Source organism: Salinigranum marinum, assembly GCF_024228675.1.
In the GTDB taxonomy this organism is placed as follows: domain Archaea; phylum Halobacteriota; class Halobacteria; order Halobacteriales; family Haloferacaceae; genus Salinigranum; species Salinigranum marinum.
The window spans coordinates 1,265,568-1,291,956 of the sequence record NZ_CP100461.1 but is presented as its reverse complement, the minus strand read 5'-3'; the positions used below and the strand labels follow the sequence as shown (position 1 = coordinate 1,291,956).

Annotated in this window: 18 protein-coding genes; 11 read left to right on the top strand and 7 right to left on the bottom strand. The window is 69.8% G+C overall.

Annotated elements, in window-relative coordinates; translation table 11 throughout:
- Positions 1–2 precede the first annotated feature (2 nt).
- Genes NKJ07_RS06280 through NKJ07_RS06260 form a run of 5 tightly spaced genes read right to left on the bottom strand, consistent with a single transcriptional unit; the run spans position 3 to position 6,777 of the window.
- A complete protein-coding gene (locus tag NKJ07_RS06280) occupies positions 3–944 on the bottom strand; it encodes an AAA family ATPase (protein WP_318569728.1) in 942 nt (313 codons plus the stop codon).
- Between the two features lie 22 nt (positions 945–966).
- Entirely contained in the window at positions 967–1,944 is a 978-nt protein-coding gene (locus NKJ07_RS06275) for a DUF7502 family protein (protein WP_318569727.1), read from the bottom strand.
- On the bottom strand, positions 1,944–2,573 hold the full coding sequence (locus NKJ07_RS06270) for a chromosome partitioning protein (RefSeq protein WP_318569726.1): 630 nt from the start codon (positions 2,571–2,573) through the stop codon (positions 1,944–1,946). The genes NKJ07_RS06275 and NKJ07_RS06270 overlap by 1 nt, the downstream gene beginning before the upstream one ends.
- Entirely contained in the window at positions 2,570–4,975 is a 2,406-nt protein-coding gene (locus NKJ07_RS06265) for a VWA domain-containing protein (protein ID WP_425504733.1), read from the bottom strand. Before NKJ07_RS06265 ends, NKJ07_RS06270 begins: the two co-directional genes overlap by 4 nt.
- Entirely contained in the window at positions 4,975–6,777 is a 1,803-nt protein-coding gene (locus NKJ07_RS06260; protein ID WP_318569725.1) for a vWA domain-containing protein, read from the bottom strand. Before NKJ07_RS06260 ends, NKJ07_RS06265 begins: the two co-directional genes overlap by 1 nt.
- A 376-nt stretch (positions 6,778–7,153) precedes the next feature.
- Here NKJ07_RS06260 and NKJ07_RS06255 point away from each other — a divergent pair, with 376 nt between their 5' ends.
- From NKJ07_RS06255 to NKJ07_RS06235, 5 genes are read left to right on the top strand one after another with little or no spacing between them, the layout of a single operon-like run.
- Positions 7,154–7,837 (top strand): polyprenol monophosphomannose synthase, encoded by a 684-nt coding sequence (locus tag NKJ07_RS06255; RefSeq protein WP_318569724.1) that lies wholly within the window; start codon positions 7,154–7,156, stop codon positions 7,835–7,837.
- A complete protein-coding gene (locus tag NKJ07_RS06250; protein WP_318569723.1) occupies positions 7,834–8,976 on the top strand; it encodes a glycosyltransferase family 4 protein in 1,143 nt (380 codons plus the stop codon). Before NKJ07_RS06255 ends, NKJ07_RS06250 begins: the two co-directional genes overlap by 4 nt.
- Positions 8,973–11,846: a GtrA family protein gene (locus NKJ07_RS06245; protein ID WP_318569722.1), complete on the top strand. Its 2,874-nt coding sequence runs from the start codon at positions 8,973–8,975 to the stop codon at positions 11,844–11,846. Before NKJ07_RS06250 ends, NKJ07_RS06245 begins: the two co-directional genes overlap by 4 nt.
- The gene (locus tag NKJ07_RS06240) at positions 11,843–13,210 is read left to right on the top strand and encodes a sulfatase family protein (RefSeq protein WP_318569721.1); all 1,368 of its coding nucleotides are present in this window, start codon (positions 11,843–11,845) and stop codon (positions 13,208–13,210) included. The genes NKJ07_RS06245 and NKJ07_RS06240 overlap by 4 nt, the downstream gene beginning before the upstream one ends.
- Positions 13,211–13,270: 60 nt before the next feature.
- Complete coding sequence (locus NKJ07_RS06235) at positions 13,271–15,226, top strand: DUF2079 domain-containing protein (protein ID WP_318569720.1); 1,956 nt, start codon at positions 13,271–13,273, stop codon at positions 15,224–15,226.
- A gap of 18 nt (positions 15,227–15,244) precedes the next feature.
- Here the strand turns inward: NKJ07_RS06235 and NKJ07_RS06230 are convergent, their stop codons facing one another.
- Positions 15,245–15,907 carry a TVP38/TMEM64 family protein gene (locus NKJ07_RS06230; RefSeq protein WP_318569719.1) on the bottom strand — a complete coding sequence of 221 codons (663 nt, stop codon included), beginning with the start codon at positions 15,905–15,907 and terminating at the stop codon, positions 15,245–15,247.
- A gap of 51 nt (positions 15,908–15,958) precedes the next feature.
- Positions 15,959–16,258, bottom strand: coding sequence for a hypothetical protein (locus tag NKJ07_RS06225; protein ID WP_318569718.1), 300 nt, complete (start codon positions 16,256–16,258; stop codon positions 15,959–15,961).
- A 395-nt stretch (positions 16,259–16,653) separates the two neighbouring features.
- Between NKJ07_RS06225 and NKJ07_RS06220 the strand changes: the two genes are divergently transcribed.
- The 6 genes from NKJ07_RS06220 to NKJ07_RS06195 all read left to right on the top strand — a co-directional run bounded on the left by NKJ07_RS06220 (position 16,654) and on the right by NKJ07_RS06195 (position 26,365).
- On the top strand, positions 16,654–22,005 hold the full coding sequence (locus NKJ07_RS06220) for a PAS domain S-box protein (RefSeq protein WP_318569717.1): 5,352 nt from the start codon (positions 16,654–16,656) through the stop codon (positions 22,003–22,005).
- Between the two features lie 152 nt (positions 22,006–22,157).
- A complete protein-coding gene (locus NKJ07_RS06215) occupies positions 22,158–22,583 on the top strand; it encodes an ArsR/SmtB family transcription factor (RefSeq protein ID WP_318569716.1) in 426 nt (141 codons plus the stop codon).
- 7 nt (positions 22,584–22,590) lie between these two features.
- Positions 22,591–23,745 (top strand): FAD-dependent oxidoreductase, encoded by a 1,155-nt coding sequence (locus NKJ07_RS06210; RefSeq protein ID WP_318569715.1) that lies wholly within the window; start codon positions 22,591–22,593, stop codon positions 23,743–23,745.
- A gap of 142 nt (positions 23,746–23,887) precedes the next feature.
- Complete coding sequence (locus tag NKJ07_RS06205; protein WP_318569714.1) at positions 23,888–24,376, top strand: Lrp/AsnC family transcriptional regulator; 489 nt, start codon at positions 23,888–23,890, stop codon at positions 24,374–24,376.
- Complete coding sequence (locus NKJ07_RS06200; RefSeq protein ID WP_318569713.1) at positions 24,373–25,524, top strand: pyridoxal phosphate-dependent aminotransferase; 1,152 nt, start codon at positions 24,373–24,375, stop codon at positions 25,522–25,524. Before NKJ07_RS06205 ends, NKJ07_RS06200 begins: the two co-directional genes overlap by 4 nt.
- A gap of 94 nt (positions 25,525–25,618) precedes the next feature.
- The gene (locus NKJ07_RS06195) at positions 25,619–26,365 is read left to right on the top strand and encodes a DUF7504 family protein (RefSeq protein ID WP_318569712.1); all 747 of its coding nucleotides are present in this window, start codon (positions 25,619–25,621) and stop codon (positions 26,363–26,365) included.
- Positions 26,366–26,389: the final 24 nt, after the last annotated feature.

The following is a 26,389-nucleotide window of genomic DNA, read 5'->3' as shown; positions in this document are numbered from 1 at the left end:
TGTCAGCGCGAGTCGGCGAGGATCGACTCGATCACGTCGTCGGCGTCTAGCCCCTCGCGCTCGGCGCGGAAGTCGACGATGATCCGGTGTCGCAACACCGGGAGCGCCATCGCCTCGATGTCCTCCCACTTGACGTGGCTTCTCCCTCTCAGGAAGGCCCGTGCCTTCCCTGTGAGGACGAGCGCCATGCTCGCCCGTGGGCTCGCCCCGTACTCGATCTGTTCGTGCTCGCGGGTCGCCCGCGCCAACTCGACGGCGCTGTCGCGGAGGTCGTCGGCGATCGGCACCTCACGGACGAGCTGTTGGATCTGCTGGAGCTCCTCGCGCGCGAGCACCCGCTCGACGTCCGGCACCCGCTCGCCCTCGGTGTACAGCTGGACGATACGGCGCTCCTCCTCGAAGTTCGGGTAGTCGACGAGGATCTTCAGCAGGAAGCGGTCCGTCTGTGCCTCCGGGAGGGCGTACGTCCCGCCCTGGTCGATGGGGTTCTGCGTGGCGAGGATGAAGAAGGGTCGGGGGAGGTCGTACGTCTCGCCCGCCGCGGTCACCTGCTTCTCCTGCATCGCTTCCAACAGCGCCGCCTGCGTCTTCGGGGTGGCGCGGTTGATCTCGTCGGCGAGGACGATGTTCGCGAACACCGGACCCTTCTCGAAGACGAACTCCCGTTCGCCCTCGCTCTCGCGGATGATCTCGGTGCCGGTGATGTCCGACGGCATCAGGTCCGGCGTGTTCTGGATGCGCGAGAACTGCAGATCCGTCACCTCCGAGAGGGTGCGGATCATCGAGGTCTTGCCGAGCCCGGGGTTCGATTCGAGCAGGGCGTTGCCGTCGGCGAGCACACAGACGAGGATCTGTTCGATGACGTCCGTCTGGCCCACGATCTTCTTTCCGACTTCCTCGCGGACGCGGCTCAGTTTCGACTGGAGCTGTTCGATCTCACTCATGGCTGGCGGGGTTGGCTGTCACTCATGTGTCACTGTCGTCTTCCGACCGGATCCGCAGGTTGTACTCCCGAATGAGCTCCGCGTCTTCGAGCTGTTCGCGCTCGGCGAAGCCCGCCTCCTGTCCCTCGACGTCGGTCGAACCGGAGAAGCCGCTCGAGTCGTACGCCGCCCCCGACGAGGCGCTCCCGTCGTCACCGCCGCCCTCCGTCGCGAGCGTCGTGTTGAGCGTCTCCTCACCCGCGGAGACGTCCTCCGGCTCGCCCAGCACGCCGCTCGCGTCCTGGAGGCCCTCGTACTCCGAGGTCCGGTTGTCGAGGCTGTCGTCCGCCTGCTCGTCGCCGAGGTCGCCGATGTCGAGGTCGACGACGGCCACCTGAATGCTCGCGACGCTCACCACCGACAGCACGATCACTGTCAGGAAGACGCGCTTGAGGTTCACGAGGCCGACGCTGGACGTCCGTTGGAGCCCGGTCAGTACGTCCTCGTAGAGGGCGGTCGCCATCCGGGAGTCCGTGCCCGACCGGACGGCGTCGCGGGCGGTCCGGAGCGCCTCGTGGACCTCCGGGTTCGCGCCCTCGAACTGCTCGACGAACGGACGACGCGTCCGGAGCACGAACTCGCCGACGAGGACGACGACACCGGCGACGAGTCCGACCACGATCGACGTCTGCAACGGGGCCGGCGGTGCTCCCGTCGATCGGACGACGGCGTTGACGACGACCCCTGGCCACGGGAGCGTCACCGGGAGCTCCTGGGGCTTGAGCACCTGCAGAAGGAGGTTCACGACGAGCGCCGCGAGGGCCGCGTCGACCGCGGCGTAGATGAGTGCCACCTTGTACCCCTCGCGGCGGACGGCCGTGATCGCCTGCCGCATCCGCTCGCCGGCGGGGGTGTCCGTGTCGGCGGGCGCTTTCTCGGCGTCCGGGTCCGTGGGGGACGGCTCGGCGTCGGGTTCGGTCGACCGGCGTGGTTCCTCGTCCGAGGAGTCGTCCGTTCCCATCAACTGCACCCCTGCGCCTGGGGGTTGTTGCTACAGATGGTCTGGATCCTGCTCTCCAGCCGGTCGACCTCGTCTTGGAGCGAGCTGATCTCGGTCTCCAGGCTGCTCACTTCCGACCGGAGCGAACTCACTGTCGATTCGAGCTCCTCGTTCTCCTCCGCGAGGTTTTCGTTCTGGTTCTCGAGCTCGTTGACCGATTCCTGGAGTTCCTCGCGGTCCTCTTCGAGCGAGGAGACCTCCGACCGGAGCGAGTCGACGCGGCTCCGTGTCTCCGAGAGGTCCTCCCTGGTGCTCGACAGCTCGCCTTCGGTCTGCGAGAGTTCGCTCTGGGTGGACTCCAGCTGTGACTCGGTCTGGTCGAGGTTCTCGGAGACCTGGCTCACGTCCCCCCGCGTCGTCTGGAGGCTCTGGTTCAGTTCGCTCAACCGGGTCTGTGCGGTGTCGAGCTGTTGACGCGTCGTCTGGAGCTCCCCGCGCAACTCGTCGTTGCGTTCGCGGAGCTCCGTGTTCTGCGTGTCGAGCTGTTCGACGGAGTGCTGGTAGTACATGGTCGCACCCGCCGTTCCGACGACGCTCGTGACGACGAGGACGACGAGGGCAAGGTTGATCGAGGAGCCGAGGACGCTCATGTCAGACCACTCTCGGTGCGGCTTCGCCCCCGGTACACTTGAAGACGACGGACGACGACCTCGGCGAAGTAACCGAGGAGCGCCAACAGGAGCGCCAGCCACGTCCACGACTGTTCGACGTCGCGGACGCGCGTCGACTCCTCCCGAGCGAACTGTGCGATCTCGGCCGCGTCGTTCGGCGAGAACTGCCGGCCGCCGGTCGTCTGGACCACCGAGCGGAGCTCCGCGGTGGGGCCGAACGCGCCGTACTCCCGCCGGTAGTTCACGGCGTACGACGCGTCGAGTACCTCCTCGAAGCCCTGTTCGTCCGGGGTGATCGTCGCCTCGTAGACGCCCGTCGAGACCTGTCGGAACTCCACGTTCTCGGCGTCCGGGCGGTTCCCCCCCCGGTAGACGGCCGTCGTCGACTCGCCGAGCCGCGTGTCCGCGACGTCGGTGACGTCCTGGTTCTTGCGCTCGGGATCGCCGATGGCGTAGTTCACGGTCTTCGTCAGGACGAGCGAGTCCGGCTGCTGGAGGAGCCCGTCGAGCGTGCCGTCGGAGCCGTAGGCGGTGACGGTCGCGACGCGCCCCAGCCCGTAGCGCCACGAGGCGATGGCGGGCGTCCCGTCACCCGTGGCGACGAGGAAGTCGGCCCCGCGACGGATCGAGACATCGTTGGCCGCCGGCGGGTTCGACTCCAGCGTGACGCCGGCCGTGATGAACGTGTTCGGATCGACGACGGTGAGCCCCTCGCCGTCGAACTGTCGCGACGCGCCGCCAAAGAACAGCCGCAGGCGGTCGGTCTCCGTGGCGCGGAAGTACGTCCCTCCCGACTGGGAGGCGATGCGCTGGAGAGTGCCCTCGTTGATCGACCGGCCGGCCCCGATGGTGATGACGCGGGTCCCGCGGGAGCCGAGCTGGTTGGCGACCGTCGCGGCCTCGCCCACGCGGTCCTGGCCGTCGGAGAGCAGGATGACCGTCCCCTGTTCGTCGCCGAGCATCTCCTCCGCGCCGCGCAAGCCCGCGGCGATGGTCGTCGCCCCGCCGCTGTTGAGCCGCCGGATGCGATCCTCGATGAAGCTGCGGTTCTCCGACAGCGGCTGCGGTTCGGCGACCGAGTACGCCCGGAAGTTGAAGGCGACGACGCCGACCGTGTTCTCGTCGCCCAACTGGTTGAGCGCGTCGAGCGCGATGGACTTCTGGAGCCGCATCCCCGACTCCGCGCTCCCGGAGATGTCGATCGCCATGACGATGTTCGCGCTCCCGGCAGAGCCCTCGCCGAACGATACCGGGAGCATCGACGCGACCGCCGAGCCGTCGTAGCCACCGTTCTCGAAGGAGTTGTCCCCGCCGACGACGACGAGCCCGTTGCCGTCGATGACGAACCGCTGGAGCGCGTCGACGTTGCCGATGTCGTCGGCCGCGACGTCCTGGACGACGACCGCGTAGTACTCGTCGAGGTTCTCGGGCACCGACTGCGACCGGTCGACGTCGTACAGTTCCGAGAGGTAGCTCTCGAACGGGTACCGCCCGCGCGAGACGTACAGCACCTTCGGCCGCGGGACGACCCGGACGGTCTTCCGGAAGACGTTGTTCTCACCGACCGTGTCGGGGCCGGAGACGGTCGCGGTGACGCGGTGTGAGCCGGTCGAGTCGAACGTGCGCGTGAACTCGATCGCGCCACCGCGGTCTTCGAGCGTCTCGGAGCGGATCTCCTCGCCGTCGACGGTGATGGTCAGCTGCGAGGCCCCCTCGTCGAGCTCCGTGCCGTCGACGCGGGCGAGGAACGTGCTCTCGACGCCGACGCTCGTCTTCGACGGACCCGACACCGAGACGACCCGTTCGGGGTCGACCGCGTCGATCTCGACGGTGCTCACGGTCGCGTTCAGCGACGTGGCCAGATCCGCGGCCGATCCGAGGCTCCGCCCGCTCGTCACCCGACCGTCGGAGACGAGGACCACGCTCCCGTTCCGCTGGAGGTTCGCGGCGATGCCGTCGCCGATCGGTGACTGCGTGCCGTCACCGACCGTCGCGACCGTCACGGGGACGCCCTCCTCCTCTTCGATCCGCGTGGCGAGCCGGTCGGTGACGTTCTCGGTGACCTGCATGCTCTCGGAGCGGTCGGCGAGCAGCGTCACGCGCGGATCGCCGGTCGTCTCGCGGGTCACCACGGTGAACGGCCCCGCCGCGGCCGTCACGAGCAAGAGCGCGACCACGACCCTGGCGGCGAACAGCAGCCGGCGGTTCCGCGCCGATGCGGTGCCGTCGCCGCGGAGGACGAGCCACCAGAGCGCGACGATGGCGGCTGGGAGCGCGACAAGTGCCAGCGGGCGTTCGAGCCCGACGGTCGTGCCGCCGAGGGTGACCTCCGTCTGGAGCTGTGCGAGCGTCACGCCGAGGGCCATCGGGACGCCGGACATCAGAGATCACCCCGCCGGCGGAGGTAGACGAGTTCGACGAGCGTCACGAGGAGTGCCGCCCCCGCGAAGAACTCCGTCACCGGCCGCGGGACGAGCCGTGTCTCCTCCCGCGCCGGGACGCTCACGCTGTCCGGTCGCTCGTCGAGCGGGGTCGCCCGGACGGCCGACTCGGGTTCGCTCAACAGCGACACGCCGATCCGGCGGTTCCCGACCCGGTAGTAGCCCGTTCGATCGAGCGCGACCTCCCGCCGGGTCACCACGCCGTCGGGCGTCTCGACCCTGGTTTCGGTGTCGAACTGGAGGCTGTCGCCCGCCGGACGGTTCAGTTCGGGGAGCGTGTCCCGGCCGGCCAGGTGAAAGACCGCGCGCTTCCAGAAGACGGGGTACTGGAAGTTGAACTTGAACGCCGACGACTCCTCGATGTAGCCGTAGTACAGGATCCGTCCCGTGCCGCGGTCCGCGGTGGCGATCAGCGGCGAGCCGTCGCCCGTCTCGACGAGGCTCCGGCCCTCCCTGAGCGACCCGGCGACGTACGCCTCCGGCGGCGAGAACGTGATGTCGCGGACGAGCGGGTCGTCGGCGGGGCGATCGATCGCCGGTGCCTGACCGATGCTCGACGGCTCGACGAGCAGCAGGTCGCCGTACCGATCGGGCAGGTCAGACTGCGCCTGGATCGCGACCCCGCCGCCGGATTCGAGGACGTCGCGGCCCGCCTCGACGTTGCCCTGCAGGAGTCGCGAGGGGTTGAGGTTGCTGTAGATGATGACGTCGTAGTCGGCGCTGTCGATCGTCGTCGGGGGCTCGTCGATCGTCAACTCGACCTCCGGGATGACCGACAGCGCCGTCGAGAGGTATTTGTTGCGGTCGTTGGTCAACAGGAGCACGTCGATGGTCGCGTCCTCCGGCGCGGCGAGGTAGACGGTGTTGTCGAGGCCGAACGAGTCGCCGGGCGTCAGCTGGAGGGGTGCCCCGCCCGGCGGGACGGTGAACGTCGCGGTGGTGACGTCGTCGGGTGCGAGCGTGAGTTCGGCCCGTTGGTTCCCCACCGTGAGCGCGCGCTGGACCTGGCTGTCGCCGTAGTTCTTGACCGAGACGGTCACCTCCCGGCCGGTGAACGTCGCGCCGATGATGCCGACGTTGTCGTCGCCGCCGTTGGCGAACTGTCGGAGTTCGACCCGGAGCCCCTGGGCGCGGGCCGCCTGGACCGCGTCGGGCCAGTCGGACTCGTCGGCGAAGTCGCTCAGGACGACGATCTGCGCGTTCTCGCCGGCGATGGCGGCCGCCGTCGACACCGCGGTCCGGAGGTCGCCGTTCGCCGCCGTCACCCGGAGGTCGTCGAGCGTCGACTGCGCCTCGTCGGGCGGGACCGCACGGGTCGCCACCCGGGCTTCACTGGCGGCGTAGACGACGGACGTCGTCCCCGTGATCTCCTCGCGCGCGGCGGCGCGGGCCTGCTCGAAGCGCGTCGTTCCGCCGTCGGTGGTCGTCATCGACCCACTCCCGTCGACGACGAGCACGGTCTCTTCGACCGTCGTCTCCTCGGAGACCGTGATGTACGGCGTGGCGAGCGAGGTGGCGAGCAACACCAGCGCGACGAGCTGGAGGAGCAACAGCAGGCTTCGGAGGAGCCGTTCGAGGAGCGGGCTCGACGCCGACTGTCCCAGCTCCTCGGTCAGGAACTGCAGCGTCGGGAGTTCGACTCGCTCCGGTTCGGGCTTGACGAGATACAGCACGATCAGCGGCACCACAGTCAGGAGGGCGGCGAGCCCGAGCGGACTGAGAAAGACGTCCGAGAGGACCATTGCAAGCGTGCATGAGCGCGGGACGTATTGGCTTTGTGTTGCGGCCGCAGCCCCCTCGACGGGGCCGATTCTTCCGCGAATATCAAAATGTATACACGAATTCGGGTCCGTGACTTTCCTCAGGACGTGTCGGTACATCATCACCGATTCTCACCCGCTACTGTTCCTCGCATTACACGCACTTTCACCAAAATTATACACTCAATGATTATCTGAATAAAATATATGTTTCGACCGGTGGAGACAACGGTATATGAATCGACCCTCCAATTCACACGTAACTAGGACGTATTCGGCGCTGGCGGCCGATGCGCGTCTGGCCGACGAATCGGCCACGGATCCCCGCGACGCGCTCCCCCGCACCGGACCGCGGTCCGTGTCGATCATCGTCCCGACGTTCAACGAGGCCGAGAACGTCGAAACCGTGATCAGTCGCTGCCGCGGCGCGATGGACGGGCGCGACTACGAGGTGCTCGTCGTAGACGACGACTCACCCGACGGGACCTGGCGTGTCGCCGAGCGCGTGAGCGCCGACACGGACCGTGTGAGCGTGTTCAGGCGGCAGTCCGAACGCGGGCTCGGCTCGGCGGTCGCGTTCGGCTTCGAGCGAGCCACCAAGGAGTTCTGTGTCGTCATCGACGCAGACCTCCAACACCCGCCCGAATTCATCCCCGAACTGCTGAACCACGCGACGGAGTACGTCGACGTCGTCATCGGGAGCCGGTACCGCAAGGGGGGGCACGTGGAGAACTGGCCGCTCTCACGACAGGTCATCAGCCGCGGCGCGATCGCGATCGCGAAGCTCTGGGTCCCCGACGCACGCGGGCTCAATGATCCGCTCAGCGGCTTCTTCCTCGTCCGCCGGTCGGTCGTCGAGGAGGCCGCCCTCGAACCGAAAGGGTACAAGATCCTCCTCGAGATCCTCGTCAACTGTGAGTACTCGCACGTGGTCGAGGTGCCGTACCAGTTTCACCAGCGGCGACACGGCTCCTCGAAGCTCACTCTCGACGCGTGTGGACAGTTCCTCGCCCATCTCCTCGCGCTGCGGAGTCGAGCATGAACGGCCGGGTCGCGCTCTGTTCGCACTTCGCCGTCGAGCACTTCCGCGGCGGCGAGAAGTGGGTCGTCGACGTCGCCAACCGACTCGCGGCCGACGGGATCGACGTCGACGTCCGCTCGCTGCCGTACGCGCCGGACGGCGAGCGGCGCGTCGACGCCGACGACGTCCTCGACGGCGCTGTCGGCTACACCGAGGGCTGGCGACACGACGTCTCGGGGTACGACACCGCCTACGCGATGTACACGCCGGGGATGCGACTCGCCTTCACCGCCGGCCCCGACACGCGGACGGTCGCGGGGATCCACTCGTGGGCGTTCGTCACCGATCGGCTGTTCGAGCCGCACTACGGCGCGGTGCCAACCGCCGCGAAGCTCTGTTACCGGGCGATCGGTCCGCGCGAACTCCGCGGGTACGACGCGGTCCACACGGTCACGCCCGCGTTCGACTCGCCCCACCCGGAGACGACGTACGTGCCCAACTTCGTCGACACCACCCGCTTCCGGCCCGACCGCCGTGAGCTCGCCGACGACTTCACCGTGCTCGCGACCGCCGCACACATCCGCGAGAAGGGGTGGGACGTCGTCCGGTCGGTCGCTGACCGGCTCCCGCCCGCGGTCCGCCTCGCCGCGACCGGCGAGTGTGACCACCCGCGGATCGACACGCTCGGCTTCCTCGACGAGGCGGCGCTGGCCGACGCGTACGCGGCCGCCCACCTCGTGCTCCACCCGACGCGAGTCGACACGGACAGCATGGTGATCAACGAGGCGCTCGCGTCCGGCACGCCCGTGGTCACGACGCCGCTTCCGACCCACACGCGGTACGACGAGGCCGCGATGCGGGCCAACTCGACGGCCGAGATCGTCGACCGGATCGCCGCGCTCGCCGAGGAGTGCTCGACCGACCAGGAGCGGTACGCCGCCCGTTGTGCCCTGGCGCGCCACCACGGGTTGACACGCGACACGGAACTGGTGTACCGTCGACTGCGGCGGCTCCTGCTGCCCGGCTGGCAAGACCCCGACGATCGCGTCGACGCCGACCCGGCCACCGCCGTCGACGTGTACACGCCGACCGACTCCGGTGGGGCGGCGTCGAGCGGGGTCGATCCCGGTCTCCACGAGGAGGGGGTTCCGAGTCGATGAGGGGAACGTCGCTCTTCAAGGAGTACGTCCCCTCGGGGTCGCGCAACCGGCGGCTCCTCCAGTACGTCCTCGTCGGGGCGCTCGGGCTCGGCATCAACCAGGGGGTCCTCTTTCTCGCGACCGGGATCGTCGGGCTGTCGTACGTCGTCGGCGGGACGCTCAGTCGCGTCGTCAGCGTGCTCGCCAACTACGGCATCAACGACGCGTGGACGTGGCGGAACCGCGGCGGTGCGGGCGCCCGCGAGTACGTCGTCCGCGGCGGCAAGTACGTCGTCACGCGGATCGTCGGGATCGCGATCGGCCTCGCCGCGCTCGTGGTGTTCGTCGAACTCCTCGGGCTGCACTACCTGATCGCGAACGTGCTCGCCGTCGGCGTCGGCGTCGCCTGGGGCTTCGGCGCGAGCGAACGGTGGGTCTGGCGGTCCGAGGAGGCGACGGAGCTCCGTCCCCGCCGCACGGCCGCCCGCGTCGGTGGCCGGCTCGCCTCGCACGGCCTCGACGCCGACGGCATCCGGCGTCGCCTCCGGCGGCTCCGGTTCCGCGGGGAAGAGCCCGCCGAAGCCACATCTGACGAGGACGCCACGGCGGCGTTCGACGGGGGGCAGCTCCACCAGCGCGTCCCGCGGCTCGACGGCCACAAACTCCGCGAACGACTCGCCGCGACCGACCGGGCGACGCTCCTCGTGTTCGCGCTCGCCGGCGCGCTCTTCGTCGGCTTTACCGTTTACACCTCGCTCCTCTATCGCGGCTACTATCTCACCGGTGCCGACTACGGCTCGTACCTCCACATGTTCTGGACGACGGTCAACGGCCACGGCTTCCTCCAACAGGGGAAGTTCCGCGTCAGCCACCCCAGCATGGTCTACTGGGGCGGGCACTTCTCGCTCACGCTGTTGGTGTTCCTCCCGTTCTTCGCCATCTGGCAGTCGCCGTACGCGCTCTTGGTGATGAAGTCGTTCCTGCTCGCCGGCAGCGTCCCGCTTCTGTGGTTCGTCGCTCGCCAGCACATCGAGAGCCGGCGACTCGCCGGGTTGGTCGTGCTCTCGTACGCGTTCAACCCGTTCCTCTGGTCGGCGTGGGCGTTCGACTTCCAGGAGCAGTCGTTACTGCCGGTGCTCGTGCTCGGCGGCTACCTGCTGTACGCCCGCGGGAGACGGGTCGGCTTCCTCGTCCTGTTGACGCTGGCGATGTTCACCAACGAGTTCGTGATCCCCCTCGCGTTCGGATTCCTCCTCGGTCTCACGGCGAGCGAGTTCACTCACGGGGAGTTCCCGTCGGCCGACCGCCGGACGATCCTCGCCGGCTTCGGGCTGGTCGTGGTCGCACACGTCGTCGCCGGGTTCGTCATCTCCTACTTCAGCACCGTCAGCGGCGTCCCGGTTGGCGTGCTCGCGACGCCGTTCCAGCCGCTGGTCGAGGGGCATCGGATCTCGTTCGGCAGCCTGCTCCCGATCGCCCTGCTCAACCCCGACGCCGTCTTCCAGGCGCTGACGATCAACATCCGTGGGAAGATCATCTACCTCGTCTTCTTCTCGCTCCCGTTCCTGTTCGTGGCGTACGCCGACGAGGTGACGCTCGGGTCGCTCGCGCCGTTCGTCGCGTTCGCCTGGCTCGCCTCCAACCGGCCGGCGTACGTCGAGTTCAGGGCCCACTACCCCCTGTACCTGCTCCCGTTCGTCTACATCGGCGCGGTTCGTGCGGTCGGCCGGTGGGGGCATCTCGTGCCTCGCGTGTCGGACATCCAGCCGCCGGAGATCCCCTGGCGACCGATCGCGAAGGTCGGCGTGGCGATCCTCCTGGTCAACGCCGGGGTGTTCATCGTGATCGGCGGCGGAAACATGAAGCCGACCACGCCGAAGGCGACCCACCACGAAGTCATCGACCAGGGACTGGCCTCCATTCCGCAGGACGCGTCGGTCATCACGCAGAACGATCTCTACCCGCACATCGCCCGTCATCCCCAGTCGGCGTTCGTCGTGGCACAGGGGCCGTTCGCGGCCTACGAGCGGGAGGTCGGCCCCGTCACGCCGGATTACATCGTCTACGATACCGAACTCCACAAGCCCTGGGTCGACGTCCTGTTCGACTCGCTGGGGGATCGAATCGAAACCGACTACGGCCTCTACAAGTACGAAGACGGTTTCTGGATGTTCAAGCGTGGCTTCGAGGGAACGCCGACGGCGGTAACGTCGGACACGCCGCTTACGTGGGTGTCGGACGAACACCAGTTCGACGCCGAGGCGTTCGTCACGGGGACGACCAGCTACGAGAGGAACTACGTCGTCAGCAGGACCGGATCGGCCGGCGATCGGCTCTGGTACGGGCCGTACGCCCTGCTGGCACCGGGGACGTACACGGCGACGTTCGACGTGTTCGCGACGGGTACCGGCGACCAGCCGGCCGCGACGCTCGACATCGCCGTCGGGAAGAACCACCAGGTCGTCGCCAGCCGACAGATCGGCTCGCAGCCGGGGTGGCAGGAGGTCACGCTCCGTTTCACCCTCGACCGGCCGCAGGACAAAGTCGAGTTCCGCGGCGCGCGCGCGTCCGACGCGGGTCTCGTCGCCCTCCGCGGTGTCGCCGTCGAGAAGCAGTCGCCCTCGGAGGCCGCCGCCGACCGCGACCCGCCCGCAGCAGTCGGCGTTCCCGATCCCGTCGCGGTTGACTTCTCGACCGATCCTGTGGTCGACCGCTCGAGCGACACCGGGGCCGACGACGGGACGACCGCCGCGGTCGCCGGTGAGGGGACCGAACCGGTCAGAGCGACGGCAGAGAACCACGCCGCGGCCGCAGAGCGGACGCACAGCCACCGACCGACGATCGACCTCGTCGTCGATCCAGCGACCCACACGGAGACCGCCCAGTCATGAAGATCCTCCTCGTCACCGTCGACGCGTGGCGTGCCTCGCACGCCTCGTTCGCGTCGACCGCGTCGGACGCACCGGCACCGTACACACCGAACCTGGCGGCCCTCGCGGAGTCCGGCACCGCCTTCACGCAGGCGATCAGCCACGGCCCCGCGACGCCGTACGCCTTCCCGGCGATCCACACCTCGTCGCTCCCGCTGTCGCACGGCGGCTACGAACGGCTCGGCGAAGGGCGGACACTCACCAGCGAGGCGCTCTCGGGGACGGACTGGCACTGCGTCGGGATCCACGCGAACCCGTGGCTCGGCGAGCGGTACGGCTACGCCCGCGGCTACGACGACTACCGCGACGTCGGGGAGTTCTCCCTGCCGCTGCTCGACAGGCTCAGGGAAGGGCTCATCGGCCGGTTCGGCCTTGACCACCCCGTCTACCGGGCCGCGCAGTACGGCTACCGGTACGCGCAGAAACCGCTCGCGTCGCTCGGCGGCGGCGGGAGCGACGAGGTGGCGACCGCCCGACGCGCGCTTGCGGGAGCCACCGACCGGACGTTCGTCTGGGTCCACCTGCTCACGCCGCACGCGCCGTACACGCCCGATGAGCGGTACCGCGAGCTGATGGACGTCCCCCGGTTCGAGGGGTCGGCTACGCGGCTGACGACGCGCGCACAGCACGACCCCGCGTCGCTCACGGCGACGGAGCGGGAGGCGGTCAGGCGGCTGTACGCCGCCGCCGTCCGCCAGGCCGACGACGAGGTGGCACGGATCGTCGACGCCGCGGACGACGACACGCTCGTCGTCGTCTCCGCCGACCACGGCGAGGCGCTGTTCGAGCACGGCCAGGTCGGCCACGAGCCCTCCCTCCACGACGAACTCCTCCGGGTTCCGCTCGTGATCCGTCCGCCGGCCGGCCATCCGCCTGCCGTCCGGCGGGTCGACGCACAGGTGGGACACGTCGACCTCGGCCCGACGATCCTCGACTACGCGGGCGTCGACGCGCCCGACGGCTGGGTCGGGCGATCGCTCCGGCCGGCCGTCAACGGCGTGGAGATCGGCGACGAACTCGCCGTGTCGGAGGTCGCCTCGACGGCGACGACGCCGGGGCGGATCGATCCCGACGCGCTGCAGGTCGCCGTCAGGACGCCTCGCCGGAAGGTGGTCGCCGCCCCTGACGGGGCGGTCACCGGCTTCGACCTCGCGGCCGACCCCGGTGAGACCGACCCGATCCGGGAGCCGACCGGCGCGGACTGGAGCCGTCTCCGGGACGCGCTCGCGGCGCGGCTCGACGAGATCGACGTCGGCGGGGCGTCACGGGTCGACCGCGACGACGCGACGGAACGCCGACTTCGCGACCTCGGGTATCTGGAGTGAACCGCATGGTCGACGGGCGAGCAGGCGGCGGGTCTGGTTGCCGACCGGGGGGAGCCACCGGTGTCTGACGAGTCCGGACACCGCTACACGGTCGCCGACGAACTCCTGCCGGTGGTGGCGGTCGTCGCGCTCGGCATCGTCTTCGCAACCGTCGCCGTGCTCGTGAACCCCCGCGGCGTGCCGTACGTCGTCGCGGCCGTCCTCGTCGGGCTCAGCGGCGTCCTCGCCGAGGACCTCTTCGCCGGGCGCTACCGGCCGGTCGGGAGCGGGGTCGGGTTCGCGGCGGTCCCCCGCTGGGCCGCCGCCGTCGCGGTGACGGGCGTGGCCGTCCTCGTGTCGCTTCTCGTCGCCGTCGAGTCCGGCCTCGGGTCGACGCTCCTCCCGGTCGTCTGCGCCGTCTGTGGCTTCGCGTGGCTCGGCGGGGTCGGACTGCGTCGGGCCGTCCGTCCCCCGGTGACGCCGGCGCGCCTCCGGGCGACTTTCGCCAACGTCGACCGGCCGACGTGGTACGTCCTCGCCTTCGCCACGACCCTGTTCGTCGCCTTCACCGCGTACACGACGTGGCTCTACACGGCGTACTGGATGGGTGGCTCCGACTTCGGCGCGTACGTCCACATGTTCGCCACCACGGTCGACGGCGAGGGGCTGTTGCTCCACGGTAAGTACCGGGTGAGCCAGCCGCAGGGGTCGTACTGGGGCGGGCACTTCTCGCTCACGCTGTTGGCGTTCCTCCCGCTGTACGCGCTCGTCCCCTCGCCCGTGACGCTCCTCGTCGCGAAGTCGGCGGTCGTCGCGGCGAGCATCCCGCTCGTGTGGACCCTCGCCCGCGAGCACGTCGGTGACGACGCCGTCGCGGGGCTCGTGACCGTCTCGTACGGCCTGAACCCCTTCCTCTGGTCGGCGTGGGTGTTCGACTTCCAGGAGCAGGCGCTGTTGCCCGTCCTCGTCTTCGGCGCGTACCTGGCCTCGCGCCGCGATCGCCGGGGCGTGTTCGTCGCGCTGGCGACGCTCGCCTTTCTCACCAACGAGTTCGCGATCATCGTCTTCGGCGGCGCGCTGGTCGGGACGGTCGTCGCCGCCGCGCGCGCGGGCGAGTTGCGCGAGCGCGCACCGATGCTCGGCGCGACCGCGCTGGCCGCAGTGGTCGTCTTCGCCGTCGCCGTCGCGGTCACCGCGCGGTTCAGCGTCGAAGCGGGCATCCCGTACGCCTCGTTCGCCGCCCCGCTCAAACCGTCGCTCGGCACCCGCACCGGGATGGGAGAACTCCTCGCGGTGGTCCTCGCGGATCCGGGGGTGCTGGTCGAGACGTTCACGTTCCGGCTCACAGACAAACTGCTGTACTTCATCGCGCTGTTCGCGCCGGTGCTGTTTCTCGGCCTGAACGACGAGGTCTCCGTCGGGGCCGTCGCCCCGTATCTCGGGTTCGCGTGGCTGTTCGCCGGCCGGGAGATCTACTACATGTTCGGGGCGCACTACCCGTTCTATCTCCTGCCGTTCCTCTACGTGGGCGCCGTCCGCGTCCTCGGCCGGATCGAACTCGGCGTGCCCTCGAAGGCGCTCCTCCGGCGGCTGTTCGTCACGATCATCCTCGTCAACGTCTTCGCCGGCTTCGCCGTCGGTGCCGACCACGGCGTCTTCCCCGTCCGGAACGATCCGGCGCACAACCGGGTGGTCGAGGCCGCGATCGAGGACGTGCCCGAGGACGCCTCGCTCCTGACGCAGAACGACCTCTACCCGCACGTCGCCACCCGGCCGCACGCGACGTACGTCGGCCGCCCGGACATGTTCGAGCAGTATCAGGCGGCCCACGGGCCCGTCACGCCGACGTATGTCCTCCTGGACAGGGGGTTGATCGCCCGACAGAACGACTGGTCGCGGCCCGTCCGCGAGGCGTTCGGCGACCGATTCGGAACCGAGTACGGCCTCTACCGGTGCCAGGACGGCGTCGCCGTCTACAAGCGGGGGTACGACGGCGCGACCACGGGGATCACGCGCGAGGCCGCCGGTGAGTGCTGACGGCGGTCGGGACGTCTCTCACGGCTCCGGCTCCGGATCGCCGCCGTCGGTGACAGCCGCCGTGACCGCCCGGTAGATCGGCCGGGCGACGAGGATCACCGCGACCGCACCGGCCAGGAGCAGGTAGCGGTAGTCGAGGTCGGCGTCGTACGCGACCCGCGAGAGCGCACTGCCGAGGAAGACGTAGCCGGTCGCCCAGGGGAGTTCGCCGACGAGCGTGCCGGCGACGAACTGTCGGAACGACACGCCGGAGACGCCCGCGCCGTACGAGACGACGTCGGCGGGGGCCGGCGAGAGGCGCGCGGCGACCGTCCCGCGAAACCCCCCGACGTGGTCGAGCGTCCGCGCGCCCCAGTCGCCCACTCGGTCGAACCAGCCGTCGCCGCGGAACCACGCCGCGACGGCGTACGGCGGCACGCAGGTGAGGATCGTCGCGGCGAGCGCGAGCGGCACCCCGAGCGGAAAGCCGAACCGGTAGCCGACGAACACCGTCACGAGCGTCACCGGTACGAGAAGGAACGCCCGGACGAGCAGCAGGGGGACGAAGATCATGGCGAGCAGGCGGACGTCGACGGTCGCCAGACTCACGAACACCGTCCGCGGGGAGACGACGACGAGGCCGACCGCCGCCGCGACCCCCAGGACGGCGAGGGCACCGAGCCGACGGTGCGACACGTTCACGCCCCCGGCTACGCGGTGGGACGGTTCAAACGTGTCGGGTCGTCGCCGGGGCTACCGCCGTCCCCGCGACGAGGCCGCCGCCGGCCACGCACCGAGTGCCGGCGCGGACCGCTCGGTGCCGCCCGGCTCCCCGCCGGGGTCGGCCTCCGCGAGGCGTCTCGCGGTTCGCCTCGCGCCGACGACGACGCCACCGAGACACGCGGAGAGCACCACGCCCGCGAGCGGGTTCGACACGGCCCAGAGCGCGAGCGGCACCGCCGCGAGGGCGAGGATGGCGGCGGCGAGTCCGTTCCAGGTCGGCGTTCGCGCGGGCTGGCGGGTCGCGTCGTCAGTGGGTGTGGATGGGTACATTCGGAGCGGTGGGCTGTGTGATCTGTTCGGCGGGACGATGCGGGTCGGGTCGAACCGACGGGGGCGTTCGGCTCATACGTCTCCCTCGGACCCCCACGAACCAGGCCGTTCCGTGTACGCACGTCGTGTCGCCCGTCTCACCGGGGCTATACAGCTAGCCACCGGGTCGGTCAGGGCCCTCTCTGCCCTCGATCTCTCGGATACCCACTGGCTCGCGAGGTGGAATCGGGGTGGTCGCTCCGTCGGAACCGTCGCCTCGTCGGTCGGAGACCTGTCTGAGACGGCCGCTACGTCGGTCGGTGACGGCAGGTCGTGCCGCCGCGCGGGCCGCCCTCGAACCGGGCGTGGGGGCCGTGACCCCGACAATACTTACCGGTCCACCGGATACGTGGGGTATGCCCGATCTGTCCGGCGACAGGATCCGGGAACTCAGGCGGACCGAAGAGCGGTTCCGCCTGGTTGCCGAGAACGTCGACGCGGTCATTCTCATCGCCGCGGCGGATCGCTCGACGGTTGAGTATGTCAATCCGGCGTACGAGACGGTGTACGGCCAGTCGGTCGAGCGTCTGTACGACGACCCCCGGTCGACGCTCGACACCGTCCACCCGGCCGATCGAGACCGGTACGAGGCGGACCTCGACCGGATGCTCGACGCCTTCGACCGTGACGACGCCGAGGAGACGTACGAGGGCGAGTACCGGCTCTCCGTCGACGGAGGGATCCGCTGGATCCGCGTCCAGCGGTACCCCGTCGTCGAAGAGGGCTCTGTCGAGCGATTCGTGAGCGTCACCGAGGACGTCACCGATCGGCGGGAGCTCGAACAGACGTACACGGAGCTGTTCGAGCGCACGTCGGACGGGCTCGTCCTCCACGACCCCGAGACGGGCGAGATCGTCGACGCCAACGAGCGGTTCTGCGACATGAACGGCTACGAGCGGGCGGAGCTCGTCGGGGAGCACATCGACGTCGTCACCCCGTCGACCGACGGCCGCTCGTACGATGACGCCCGCGAGCGGATCAGGCGCGCGCGCGAGGAGGGGCCGCAGCTGTTCGAGTGGGACAACCGGCGGAAGGACGGGACGACGTTCCCGGTCGAGGTCCACCTCACGGTCGTCGACGTCCGCGGCGAGGAACGGGTGCTGGCGAGCGTCCGCGACATCACCGACCGCAAGCGCCGCGAACGCACGCGGGAGGAGGAGCGGCGGAAGTACACGACGCTCGTCGAGGGGAGCAACGACGGCGTCGTCATCGTGCAGGCGGGGACGTACGCGTTCGTCAACGACCGCTTCTGCGAGATCACCGGCCGGAGTCGCGCGGAGCTGCTCGACACATCGTTCGACGAGGTGTTCGCCGAGGACGACCGCGAGGTCGTCCGCGAGCGGTACGAGCGACGGATCGCGGGGGAGGAGCCGCAGTCGAGCTACGACGTCGAACTCCTGACGGCGACGGGCGACCGGGTCGCCGCCGAACTCACGGTCTCGCGGATCACCCACGAGGGCGAGCCGGCGACGATGGCGACGGTCCGTGACATCACCGAGCGCAAGCGGCGGGAGGTGGAGCTCAGAACGCTCAAACAGGAGTACGAGACCGTCTACGAGAACGCACAGGACTCGCTGTTCCTCGTCGACGTCGAACGGGGAGCGGAAGGAGAGGGGGGTGGCGAACCCACGTTCGTCTACCGCCGGCTCAACGACACGCACGGGGAAACGACGGGCATCGAGGACGAGGAACTCCGTGGGCGGTCGCCGCGGGAGGCGTTCGGCGCGGACCCCGGGGCCGAGATCGAGGCGAACTACCGGCGGTGTCTCGCCGAGCGCGAGACGATCACCTACGAGGAGGAACTGGCGTTTCCGGCGGGCGAGCGGACGTGGCAGACCAAGCTCTCCCCGGTGATCATCGACGGGGAGGTGCGACAGATCGTCGGGATCGCTCGCGACATCACGGAGCGCAAACGCCTCGAAGAGGAGCTCAGAGGACGGGAGCGCCGCCTGCGGCTGATCGCCGACCACATCGACGAGGTGATCTACCTCGCGTCGGCCGACCTCTCCGAGATCCGGTACGTCAACCCGGCGTACGAAGAGATCTACGGCGAATCGGTCGCGGAGCTCTCCGAGGACCCGCGGTCGTTCGTCGAGGCCGCTCACCCCGACGACCGCGATCGGTACGAACGCGACGTCGAGCGCATGATCGACGACATCGACGCCGGCGACCCCGACGAGGTGTACGAGGGCGAGTACCGGCTCCGCGTCGACGGCGAGACCCGGTGGGTGCGGGTGACGCGCTCGCCCATCGAGAACGACGATGGCGTCGTCGACCGCGTCGTCGGCACCGTCAGCGACGTGACCGACCAGCGGGAACTGGAGCGGACCTACCGCGAACTGTTCGAGAGTGTGAGCGACGGGCTCGTCGTCCACGACCCCGAGACGGGCGAGATCCTCGACGTCAACGACCGGTACTGCGAACTGACCGGCTACGGCCACGACGAACTCGTTGGGGCGGACATCGGGATCGTCATGACGGCGGACCCCGACTACTCGGAGGCGGCGGCCAAGCGGCTGATCGACGCGGCGCGCGAGGAGGGGCCACAGCTGTTCGAGTGGCGGGGCGCGCGGAAGGACGGCGGGACGTTCGCGGCGGAGATCAGCCTCACGATCGTCGAGCTCGAGGGGCGAGAGCGCGTCCTCGCGAGCGTCCGCGACGTCACAGAGCGCAAGCGGAGACAGCGCGAGTACCAGCAGATCTTCGACGGCGTCAACGACCTCATCAGCGTCCACGACCCCGAGACGGGCGAGATCCTCGACGTCAACGACAGCTACGTCCAGGCGTCGGGGTACGACGAGTCGACCATCCTCGACCTCGATGTCGAGGGGCTGACCCCCGACGTGGCGGGGTACTCCGAGGAACGCTCCCGTGAGATCATCCAGGAGGTCGCCGAGACGGGCGATCCCGTGACCGTCGAGTGGCCCGTCGAGACCGCCGACGGCGAGCGTCGCTGGTACGAGGTCGACACGACGCCGGCGCGGATCGGCGGCGAACTCCGGATACTGGGTATCTCCCGGGACGTCACCGACCGGAAGCGCCACCAGCGGATCATGAGTGCGCTCCACGAGTCGACCGCGCGCATCCAAGACGCGGCGACGACCGACGAGGTCTGCGAGGCGACGGTGGCGGCCATGGAGGAGGTGCTCGGCCTGTCGCTCCCGGTCTGCTGGCTCCAGCGGGACGACGGCGGCGGGGCGGGAGCCGAAGACGGCGAGGGCGACGGGGCGGGCGGCCGGACGGTCCTCGAACCGGTCGCCGCGAGCGACGCCGCCAGGGAGTTCGCCGGCGGGCCCGGCCCGCTCGAACCGGGGACCTTCGAGTACGAGCTGTACGAGCGTGGTGAGTCGGCGGTCTACGACCCTAGCGCGCGCTGGGACCGGACGTCGTTGAACCACGCGCTCATGGTCCCGGTCGGTGACCACGGCGTCATCGGCGCGGCCGACCCCGGCGTCGAGGAGTTCGACGAGGTGGTCCTCGACGCCGCCCGGATCCTGGCACGGCACACGACGACCGCGCTCGACCGCGTCGCACGCGCCCGGGAGCGTCGGGAGAGCGAGCGCCGCATGAGCGCGATCCTCGACCGGATCGACGAGGCGATCTTCCTCACCGACAGCGCCAGACTGCTCGGCGACGGGACGGGGGACGTCTACGTGAGCGCCGGCTACGAGGACGTCTTCGGTCGGTCGTACGACGAGTTCGGGGGCGACGACTCGATGGAGTTCATCGAGATCGTCCACCCCGACGACAGGCAGGAGTACCAGACCGCCATGCGCGAGTGGGTTCGGGAAGTCGAGCGGGGCGAGCACGACGACCGGTACACCGGTGAGTACCGCATCGAGCGGCCGGACGGGGAGCGTCGGTGGATCCGTTCTGACTTCTACCCGATCGGGTGGGCCGACGACACCGACCGGTTCGTCGTCGTCAGTCGCGACGTGACCGAGCGCAAGGAACGCGAGGACACCCTCGAGACGTTCCACGGGGCGACGCGCGAACTGACCGAGGCCGGCTCCCGGAAGGAGGCGAGCCAGGTCGCCGTCGACGCGGCCGACGGGGTCCTCGGCTTCTCGCACGTCAGCATCCACCTCTACGACGAGTCCGAGGGGGCGCTTCGGCCGGTCAGCGAGACCGACCGACTCCGCGAGACGCTCGACTTCCTGCCGTCGTTCGAGCCCGGCACGAGCCTGCCGTGGCAGGTGTTCGTCGACGGCGAGACGGTCCGAGGCTCCGAGATCGAGTCGGAGACCGGCCTGTACGGAGCCGGCGTCTCGGATCCGGACCTCCTCCTCCCCCTCGGCTCGCACGGCGTGATGCTGGTCGGCGCGCCAGACCGGGAGTTCGACGCCGAAACCGTCGAACTGGCGCAGATCCTCGCGGCCACGCTCGAAGGCGCGCTCAACCACGTCCGCGGACAGCACGAACTCGAACAGCGGGAGGCGGAGCTCCGCGAGCACCGCGCCCGGGCCGAGCGGCTCGAACGGCTCAACACCGTCATCAGGGAGATCGAACAGGCGACCGTCGAGGAGTCGACGCGCGAGGCGATCGAGGCGGTCGTCTGCGAACAGCTCGTCACGGTCGACCCCTACCAGGTCGCGTGGATCGCCGAGCCGAACCGCCGAAGCGACGCGCTCGTCTCCCGCGCGACGCGCGGCGCAGACGGGGGGCTCGTGGACACGGACGCGGTCGAGCTCGACGGCGCGGGCGTCGACCGCCATCCCGCGGCGGCGGCGTTTTCGAGCGGTGAGACGCGGACGGTCCGGAACCTCGCGACGCAGACCGCCCGCGGGGAGTGGCGGAAGCCGATCCTCCGCGCGGGCTTCCAGTCGGTGGCGGCCGTCCCGGTGGCCCACTCGGAGACCGTCTACGGCGTGTTGACCATCATCGCGGCCGATCCGACCGCGTTCGACGAGCGGGCGGAGGCGATCCTGACCGAGCTCGGGCGGTCGGTGGGCTACGCCATCTCGGTGCTCGAGCGGCGGGCGGCGCTGGAGTCCGACACCACGACCGAACTGGAGTTCGCGGGCCGCGACGACGACCTCCTGTTCGCCCGGGCGGCCCGCCAAGCCGAAGCCGACGTGGCGCTCGAACGGACCGTGCGGCGGTCGAGCGGGGCCTTCGGGGCATTCTACACCGTCGAGGGGGCCGCCCCCGAGCAGGTGGTCGACGAGATCGCCTCGCTCGGCGGCGTCGCGGACGTCACGCTCGTCAGCGCCGACGCGTCCGCGGAGACGTGTCTGGTCGAGGTCGAGACGTCGTCGTGGTTTGGAACCGTCTTCGCGGAGCACGGTGCCGTCGTTCGGACGGCGGAAGCGGTCGACGAGGCGGGTGGCACCCACGGCGACGACGGGGACGGCGACGGTGGCGCCCGCCTCGTCGTCGAAGCGCCGCAGGCGGCCGACATCCGGGCGCTCGTCACCTCGTTCAAAGAGCGGTACCCCGGCACCGAACTGGTCGCCCAGCGGACCCGCGAGCGGTCGGTCCAGACGCTCCTCGAACTGCAGGATCTGCTGGGCGAGCAGCTGACCGAGCGGCAGTTGGAGACCCTCGAAACCGCCTACTCGGCGGGCTACTTCGACTGGCCGCGCGAGTCGAGCGGGCAGGAGATCGCCGCGTTGCTCGACATAACCCAGCCGACGTTCAACAAACACCTCCGCACGGCCGAGCGCAAGACGTTCTCGATGCTGTTGAACCGGGAGTATCCAGACTGACCGCGCGGCTCGCCCGCGCCCGCCGACCGCCCACGGACCGTTCGCGTCCCGTCGGTCGCGGCCACGTCTGACGTGTATAGCCCTCGTTTCGCCGCCGGGGCTACACATGTAGACAGTACAGCCGTGGGGGTAGCCGTCCACCGTACGAGTACATGTCACTGAACGCTGGGATGTTTCCGCACCGTCCGCCGGTCGACGAACCGGAGCGCGAGACGCGGACCGTCACGCTCGGAACCGAACAGGCCGCGGCCCTCTGTGGTGCGCTCGCCTCCGAGACCGCCACCAGTATCCTCGCCCGGCTGTTCGAGGAGCCGATGACCGCCTCCGACCTCGCCGACCGGGTCGACACGTCGCTGCAGAACGCTCACTACCACCTCGAACGCCTGCGGGAGTCGGACCTGATCCACGTCGTCGACACGTGGTACTCCTCTCGCGGGGTCGAGATGAACGTCTACGCGCCGACCTGCGACGAGCTCGTCATCGCCCCGTCGGGCGCTGACGCCGACGCCGAAGACGAGACCGAGACGGGAGAGAAAGAGCCCGAAACGACGCCGCTGATCGCCGGCCACCCCTCCTGAACGCGCCATGCACGGGCAGTCCGGTCCGCCGACCCCTGCCGCCGAGCGGCAGGTCCTGGTCGTCGGCGGGAGCCTCGCGGGGCTCGCCACGGCCGCGTTCCTCCAGACCGGCGGCCTCTCGCCGGTCGTCGTCACGGCGAGAGAGCGGGACGACGAGCCCCCCCGCGACGTCGTCCTCTGGAGCAGCGCGCGCTCGCTCCTCGCCGAACTGGATCCCGACGGACGCCTCCCGGCGTCTCCCACGGTCGTTCGGGAGTGGCTCCTGCGGCGTCCCGACGGGGTGTCGGAGCGACTGACGAGCGCGCACGACGGCCGGTGGCCGGTCGCCACGACCGATCGGGCGCGGCTCAGACGACAGCTCCGCACGCGGCTCCCGCCCGGCGGCATCCGTATGTCGAAGACGCCGAGCCGTCTCGAACCGACCGACGCCGGACTGCTCGTCGAGTTCGAAGACGGGGTCCGCGAGCGGTTCGACGTCGTCGTCGGCGGCGAGGGCCCCCGCTCGTGGGTCAGGCAGGCACGGTTCGACGACGCTCGACCCACGCGTCGGGGGACCGCGAGGGTGACGCTCCGGACCGACGGGCGACTCGGGTCGCCCGGGAGGATCACGGAGCTGTGGACGGCCGAGGGGACGTTCACCTACGGACCACCCGGAACCGGTCGCGCCCAGTTCGTGACGACGGCGGTCGACGGCTCCGACCACACCTTCGAGCCCGCCGTCGACGCGGTGAGCCGACTGTCGGCGGCGGCCGACCGCGCGGAGTGCCTGCCCGACCACCGTCCCCTCGCCGGCCTCGATGTCGTCGACGGGGACGTCGACTTCGGCGTGCCGTCCGACCGCTGGATCGCCGGCCGGGCCGCACTGGTCGGTGACGCGGCCCGGCCGCTTCCGCCGACGCTCCCCCTGGGGCCGTCGCTGGCCATCGAAGACGCGTACGTACTCGCCGAGGAACTCACGCGGCGGGCGTCGGTGACGGCCGCACTCCAGCGGTACGCACGTCGACGACGGGGGCGACAGCGGCTGCTCGGGCGGGAACTCACCGCTGACGACTCGTGTCCGACGACGTTACACGCCAGCCGTGACCTGCGGGCGGCACTGCTGCGCGCCTTCTTCGCCCGCCGCCCGCCGGCGATGTCGCCCGACGTCGCGGACCACCTCTGAGCGGCGGCACGGGTCGGCGCGAGCGGGAGGACGGTCGAACCCGGGCGCGGTCGCGGCGTCGCGCCGTCGGGGCCGGGTTCTCACCCGGGTCGTGGTTGCGTGGTTCGCAAACGCTTTACTCCATGCGGGCCCGCGAAGCGGTATGGACGAGAAGCGGGAACTGCTCGACCTGCTGCGGCACAGCGCGCGCGAGAGCACCGCCGACATCGCTCGGCAGCTCGGCATCGAGGAAGCGCGGGTCGAAGCACTCGTCGCGGAGCTGGAGGACGAAGGGGCCATCAGGGGGTACCAGGCCATCGTCGACTGGGACGCGGTGGACGAGGAACGCGTCACGGCGATGGTCGAACTCAACGTCGAACTCGACCGCGAGACGAAGTACACCGACATCTCCGCGCGCATCGCGAAGTTCCCCGAGGTCTCGGACCTGAAGCTCGTCTCGGGCGACTACGACTTCGCCGTCGAGGTGTCCGGCGACTCGATGCACGACGTCTCGATGTTCGTCTCCGAGCGCATCGCGCCCATTCCAGAGGTGACCCAGACGGTGACGCACTTCGTCATGGACACCTACAAGGAGCGCGGCATCGAGTTCGGCGACCACACGGACGACGACCGCCTGACCTATTCGCCATGAAGCGCGCCGAGCGCGTGCAGGCGATTCCGCCGTCGGGCATCAGACGCTTCTTCGAGATCGCCGAGGAGATGGACGACGTCATCTCGCTGGGCGTCGGGGAACCGGATTTCACCGCCCCGTGGGCCGCCCGCACCGCCGCGATCGACTCGCTCGAACGTGGGCGCACGTCCTACACCGCGAACCGCGGGATGCGCGAGCTCCGCGAGGAGATCTCGACGTACGTCCGCCGGTGGGATCTCGACTACGATCCCGACGAAGAGGTCCTGGTGACGACGGGCGCGAGCGAGGCCGTCGACCTCGCCGTTCGGTCGATCGTCGACCCCGGCGACGTCGTCGCCGTCCCGCAGCCGTCGTACATCTCGTACGTTCCCACGGTCACGTTCGCCGGTGGCGAGGCGCTCGGCGTGCCGACGTCGCAGGCCGACGACTTCGCGCTCACCCCCGAGGCCCTCCGCGAGGCCGGAGCCGCCGACGCCGACGTCCTGATGCTCTGTTATCCGAACAACCCGACCGGCGCGGTGATGACCCGCGAGGAGCTCGCCGAGGTCGCCGCGTTCTGTCGCGAACACGACCTGATCGTGCTCTCCGACGAGATCTACGCCGGCCTCCGGTACGACGGCGAGCACACCTCGATCGCGACGCTCCCGGGGATGCGCGAGCGAACGGTGGTGTTCAACGGCTTCTCGAAGACCCACGCGATGACCGGGCTCAGACTCGGCTTCGCGCTCGCGCCCGCCGACGCCGTGACGGCGATGAACCGGGTTCACCAGTACACGATGCTCTCGTCGCCGACGACGGCCCAGCACGCCGCCATCGAGGCGCTGCGGAGCTGTGACGACGCCGTCGAGGAGATGCGGACCCAGTTCGACCGGCGCCGCCGCTTCGTCATCTCGCGGTTCAACGAGATGGGGCTGGACTGTTTCGAGGCGAAGGGTGCCTTCTACGCGTTCCCCCGCTGTGGGGGCGACGACGAACGGTTCGCGGAGGAACTGCTCCGCGAACGGAACGTTGCGCTCGTCCCGGGCAGCGTCTTCGGGTCGGGCGGGGACGGACACCTCCGCGTGTCGTACGCGACGGGAATGGCTGAGCTGAAGACGGCGATGGACCGCATCGAGGCGTTCGTCGCCGATCAGTGGTCCGTCGCGTGAGTCGCGCGGGGCGACCGCCACGGAAGTGACACGCGAACGTTCCTTCTGTCAACACGTAAAATATTAAGTCCGAGGGTAGAATACTCAGAGAGGAATGGGAACCGGAGGCGACAGCTGGCCAGGCGACGGGGAGACCGAGTCGTTCGTGGACGCACTCGCGGCGCTCAAGCAGCGGGGGAGCGCACTCCTCGTCGTCGGTGCGGTCCCCGAGGACTCGTACCACACGGCTTCGCGCGCGATGCTCGGCGACGGCGGCGCGACCCCGCCCCGTCGCAGACTGCTCGTGACCCCGGGCGCGCGCGGTCACGACGTCGTCGGTCGGGTCCGACGAACCGGTCCGGTCGCGCCGGAGACGGCGCACGTCGTCGCGTGTGCCGACGGGGCGCGGAGCGTCTCGTCGGCGTCCGCCGACTCCATCGAGACGCCGGGTGCCACGCCCTCGCCGACGGCCGGCATCGACGCGACGACCACACACGTCGACGGAGGGATCGGCGAACTCGGGGAGGCGATCAGCCGCGCGGTCGACAGCTTCGTCGCCGTCTCCGGCGGCCTCGACCCCGCGGAGCTCCGCGTCGCGTTCGACTGTCTCCCGTCGCTGGCCGAACGGTTCGGCGAGGAGACGCTGTTCCGCTTCCTCCACCTGTTGACCGCACAGATCCGGTCCGTCTCGGGAATGACCCACGTGTGGCTCCCCCAGCCGCGCACTGCCCGGCTGGTCCGTCTGTTCGAGCCGCTGTTCGACGCGGTGGTCGAACTCAGGGTCAACGGTCTGCTCACCCAGCGCTGGGAGTTCCGCGACTCGGACGCTACCTCGGACTGGTTCGAGTTCGATCTCGACTGAACCAGTCACCCCGCTCGTGGGGGT

Bases quoted from the DNA above. Each gene is read 5' to 3' on its own strand.
- NKJ07_RS06220 (WP_318569717.1), top strand. From the start codon at position 16,654: ATGCCCGATCTGTCCGGCGACAGGATCCGGGAACTCAGGCGGACCGAA.
- NKJ07_RS06250 (WP_318569723.1), top strand. From the start codon at position 7,834: ATGAACGGCCGGGTCGCGCTCTGTTCGCACTTCGCCGTCGAGCACTTC.
- NKJ07_RS06195 (WP_318569712.1), top strand. From the start codon at position 25,619: ATGGGAACCGGAGGCGACAGCTGGCCAGGCGACGGGGAGACCGAGTCG.
- NKJ07_RS06240 (WP_318569721.1), top strand. From the start codon at position 11,843: ATGAAGATCCTCCTCGTCACCGTCGACGCGTGGCGTGCCTCGCACGCC.
- NKJ07_RS06210 (WP_318569715.1), top strand. From the start codon at position 22,591: ATGCACGGGCAGTCCGGTCCGCCGACCCCTGCCGCCGAGCGGCAGGTC.
- NKJ07_RS06200 (WP_318569713.1), top strand. From the start codon at position 24,373: ATGAAGCGCGCCGAGCGCGTGCAGGCGATTCCGCCGTCGGGCATCAGA.
- NKJ07_RS06275 (WP_318569727.1), bottom strand. From the start codon at position 1,944: ATGGGAACGGACGACTCCTCGGACGAGGAACCACGCCGGTCGACCGAA.
- NKJ07_RS06265 (WP_425504733.1), bottom strand. From the start codon at position 4,975: ATGTCCGGCGTCCCGATGGCCCTCGGCGTGACGCTCGCACAGCTCCAG.
- NKJ07_RS06270 (WP_318569726.1), bottom strand. From the start codon at position 2,573: ATGAGCGTCCTCGGCTCCTCGATCAACCTTGCCCTCGTCGTCCTCGTC.
- NKJ07_RS06260 (WP_318569725.1), bottom strand. From the start codon at position 6,777: ATGGTCCTCTCGGACGTCTTTCTCAGTCCGCTCGGGCTCGCCGCCCTC.
- NKJ07_RS06205 (WP_318569714.1), top strand. From the start codon at position 23,888: ATGGACGAGAAGCGGGAACTGCTCGACCTGCTGCGGCACAGCGCGCGC.
- NKJ07_RS06225 (WP_318569718.1), bottom strand. From the start codon at position 16,258: ATGTACCCATCCACACCCACTGACGACGCGACCCGCCAGCCCGCGCGA.
- NKJ07_RS06215 (WP_318569716.1), top strand. From the start codon at position 22,158: ATGTCACTGAACGCTGGGATGTTTCCGCACCGTCCGCCGGTCGACGAA.
- NKJ07_RS06245 (WP_318569722.1), top strand. From the start codon at position 8,973: ATGAGGGGAACGTCGCTCTTCAAGGAGTACGTCCCCTCGGGGTCGCGC.
- NKJ07_RS06280 (WP_318569728.1), bottom strand. From the start codon at position 944: ATGAGTGAGATCGAACAGCTCCAGTCGAAACTGAGCCGCGTCCGCGAG.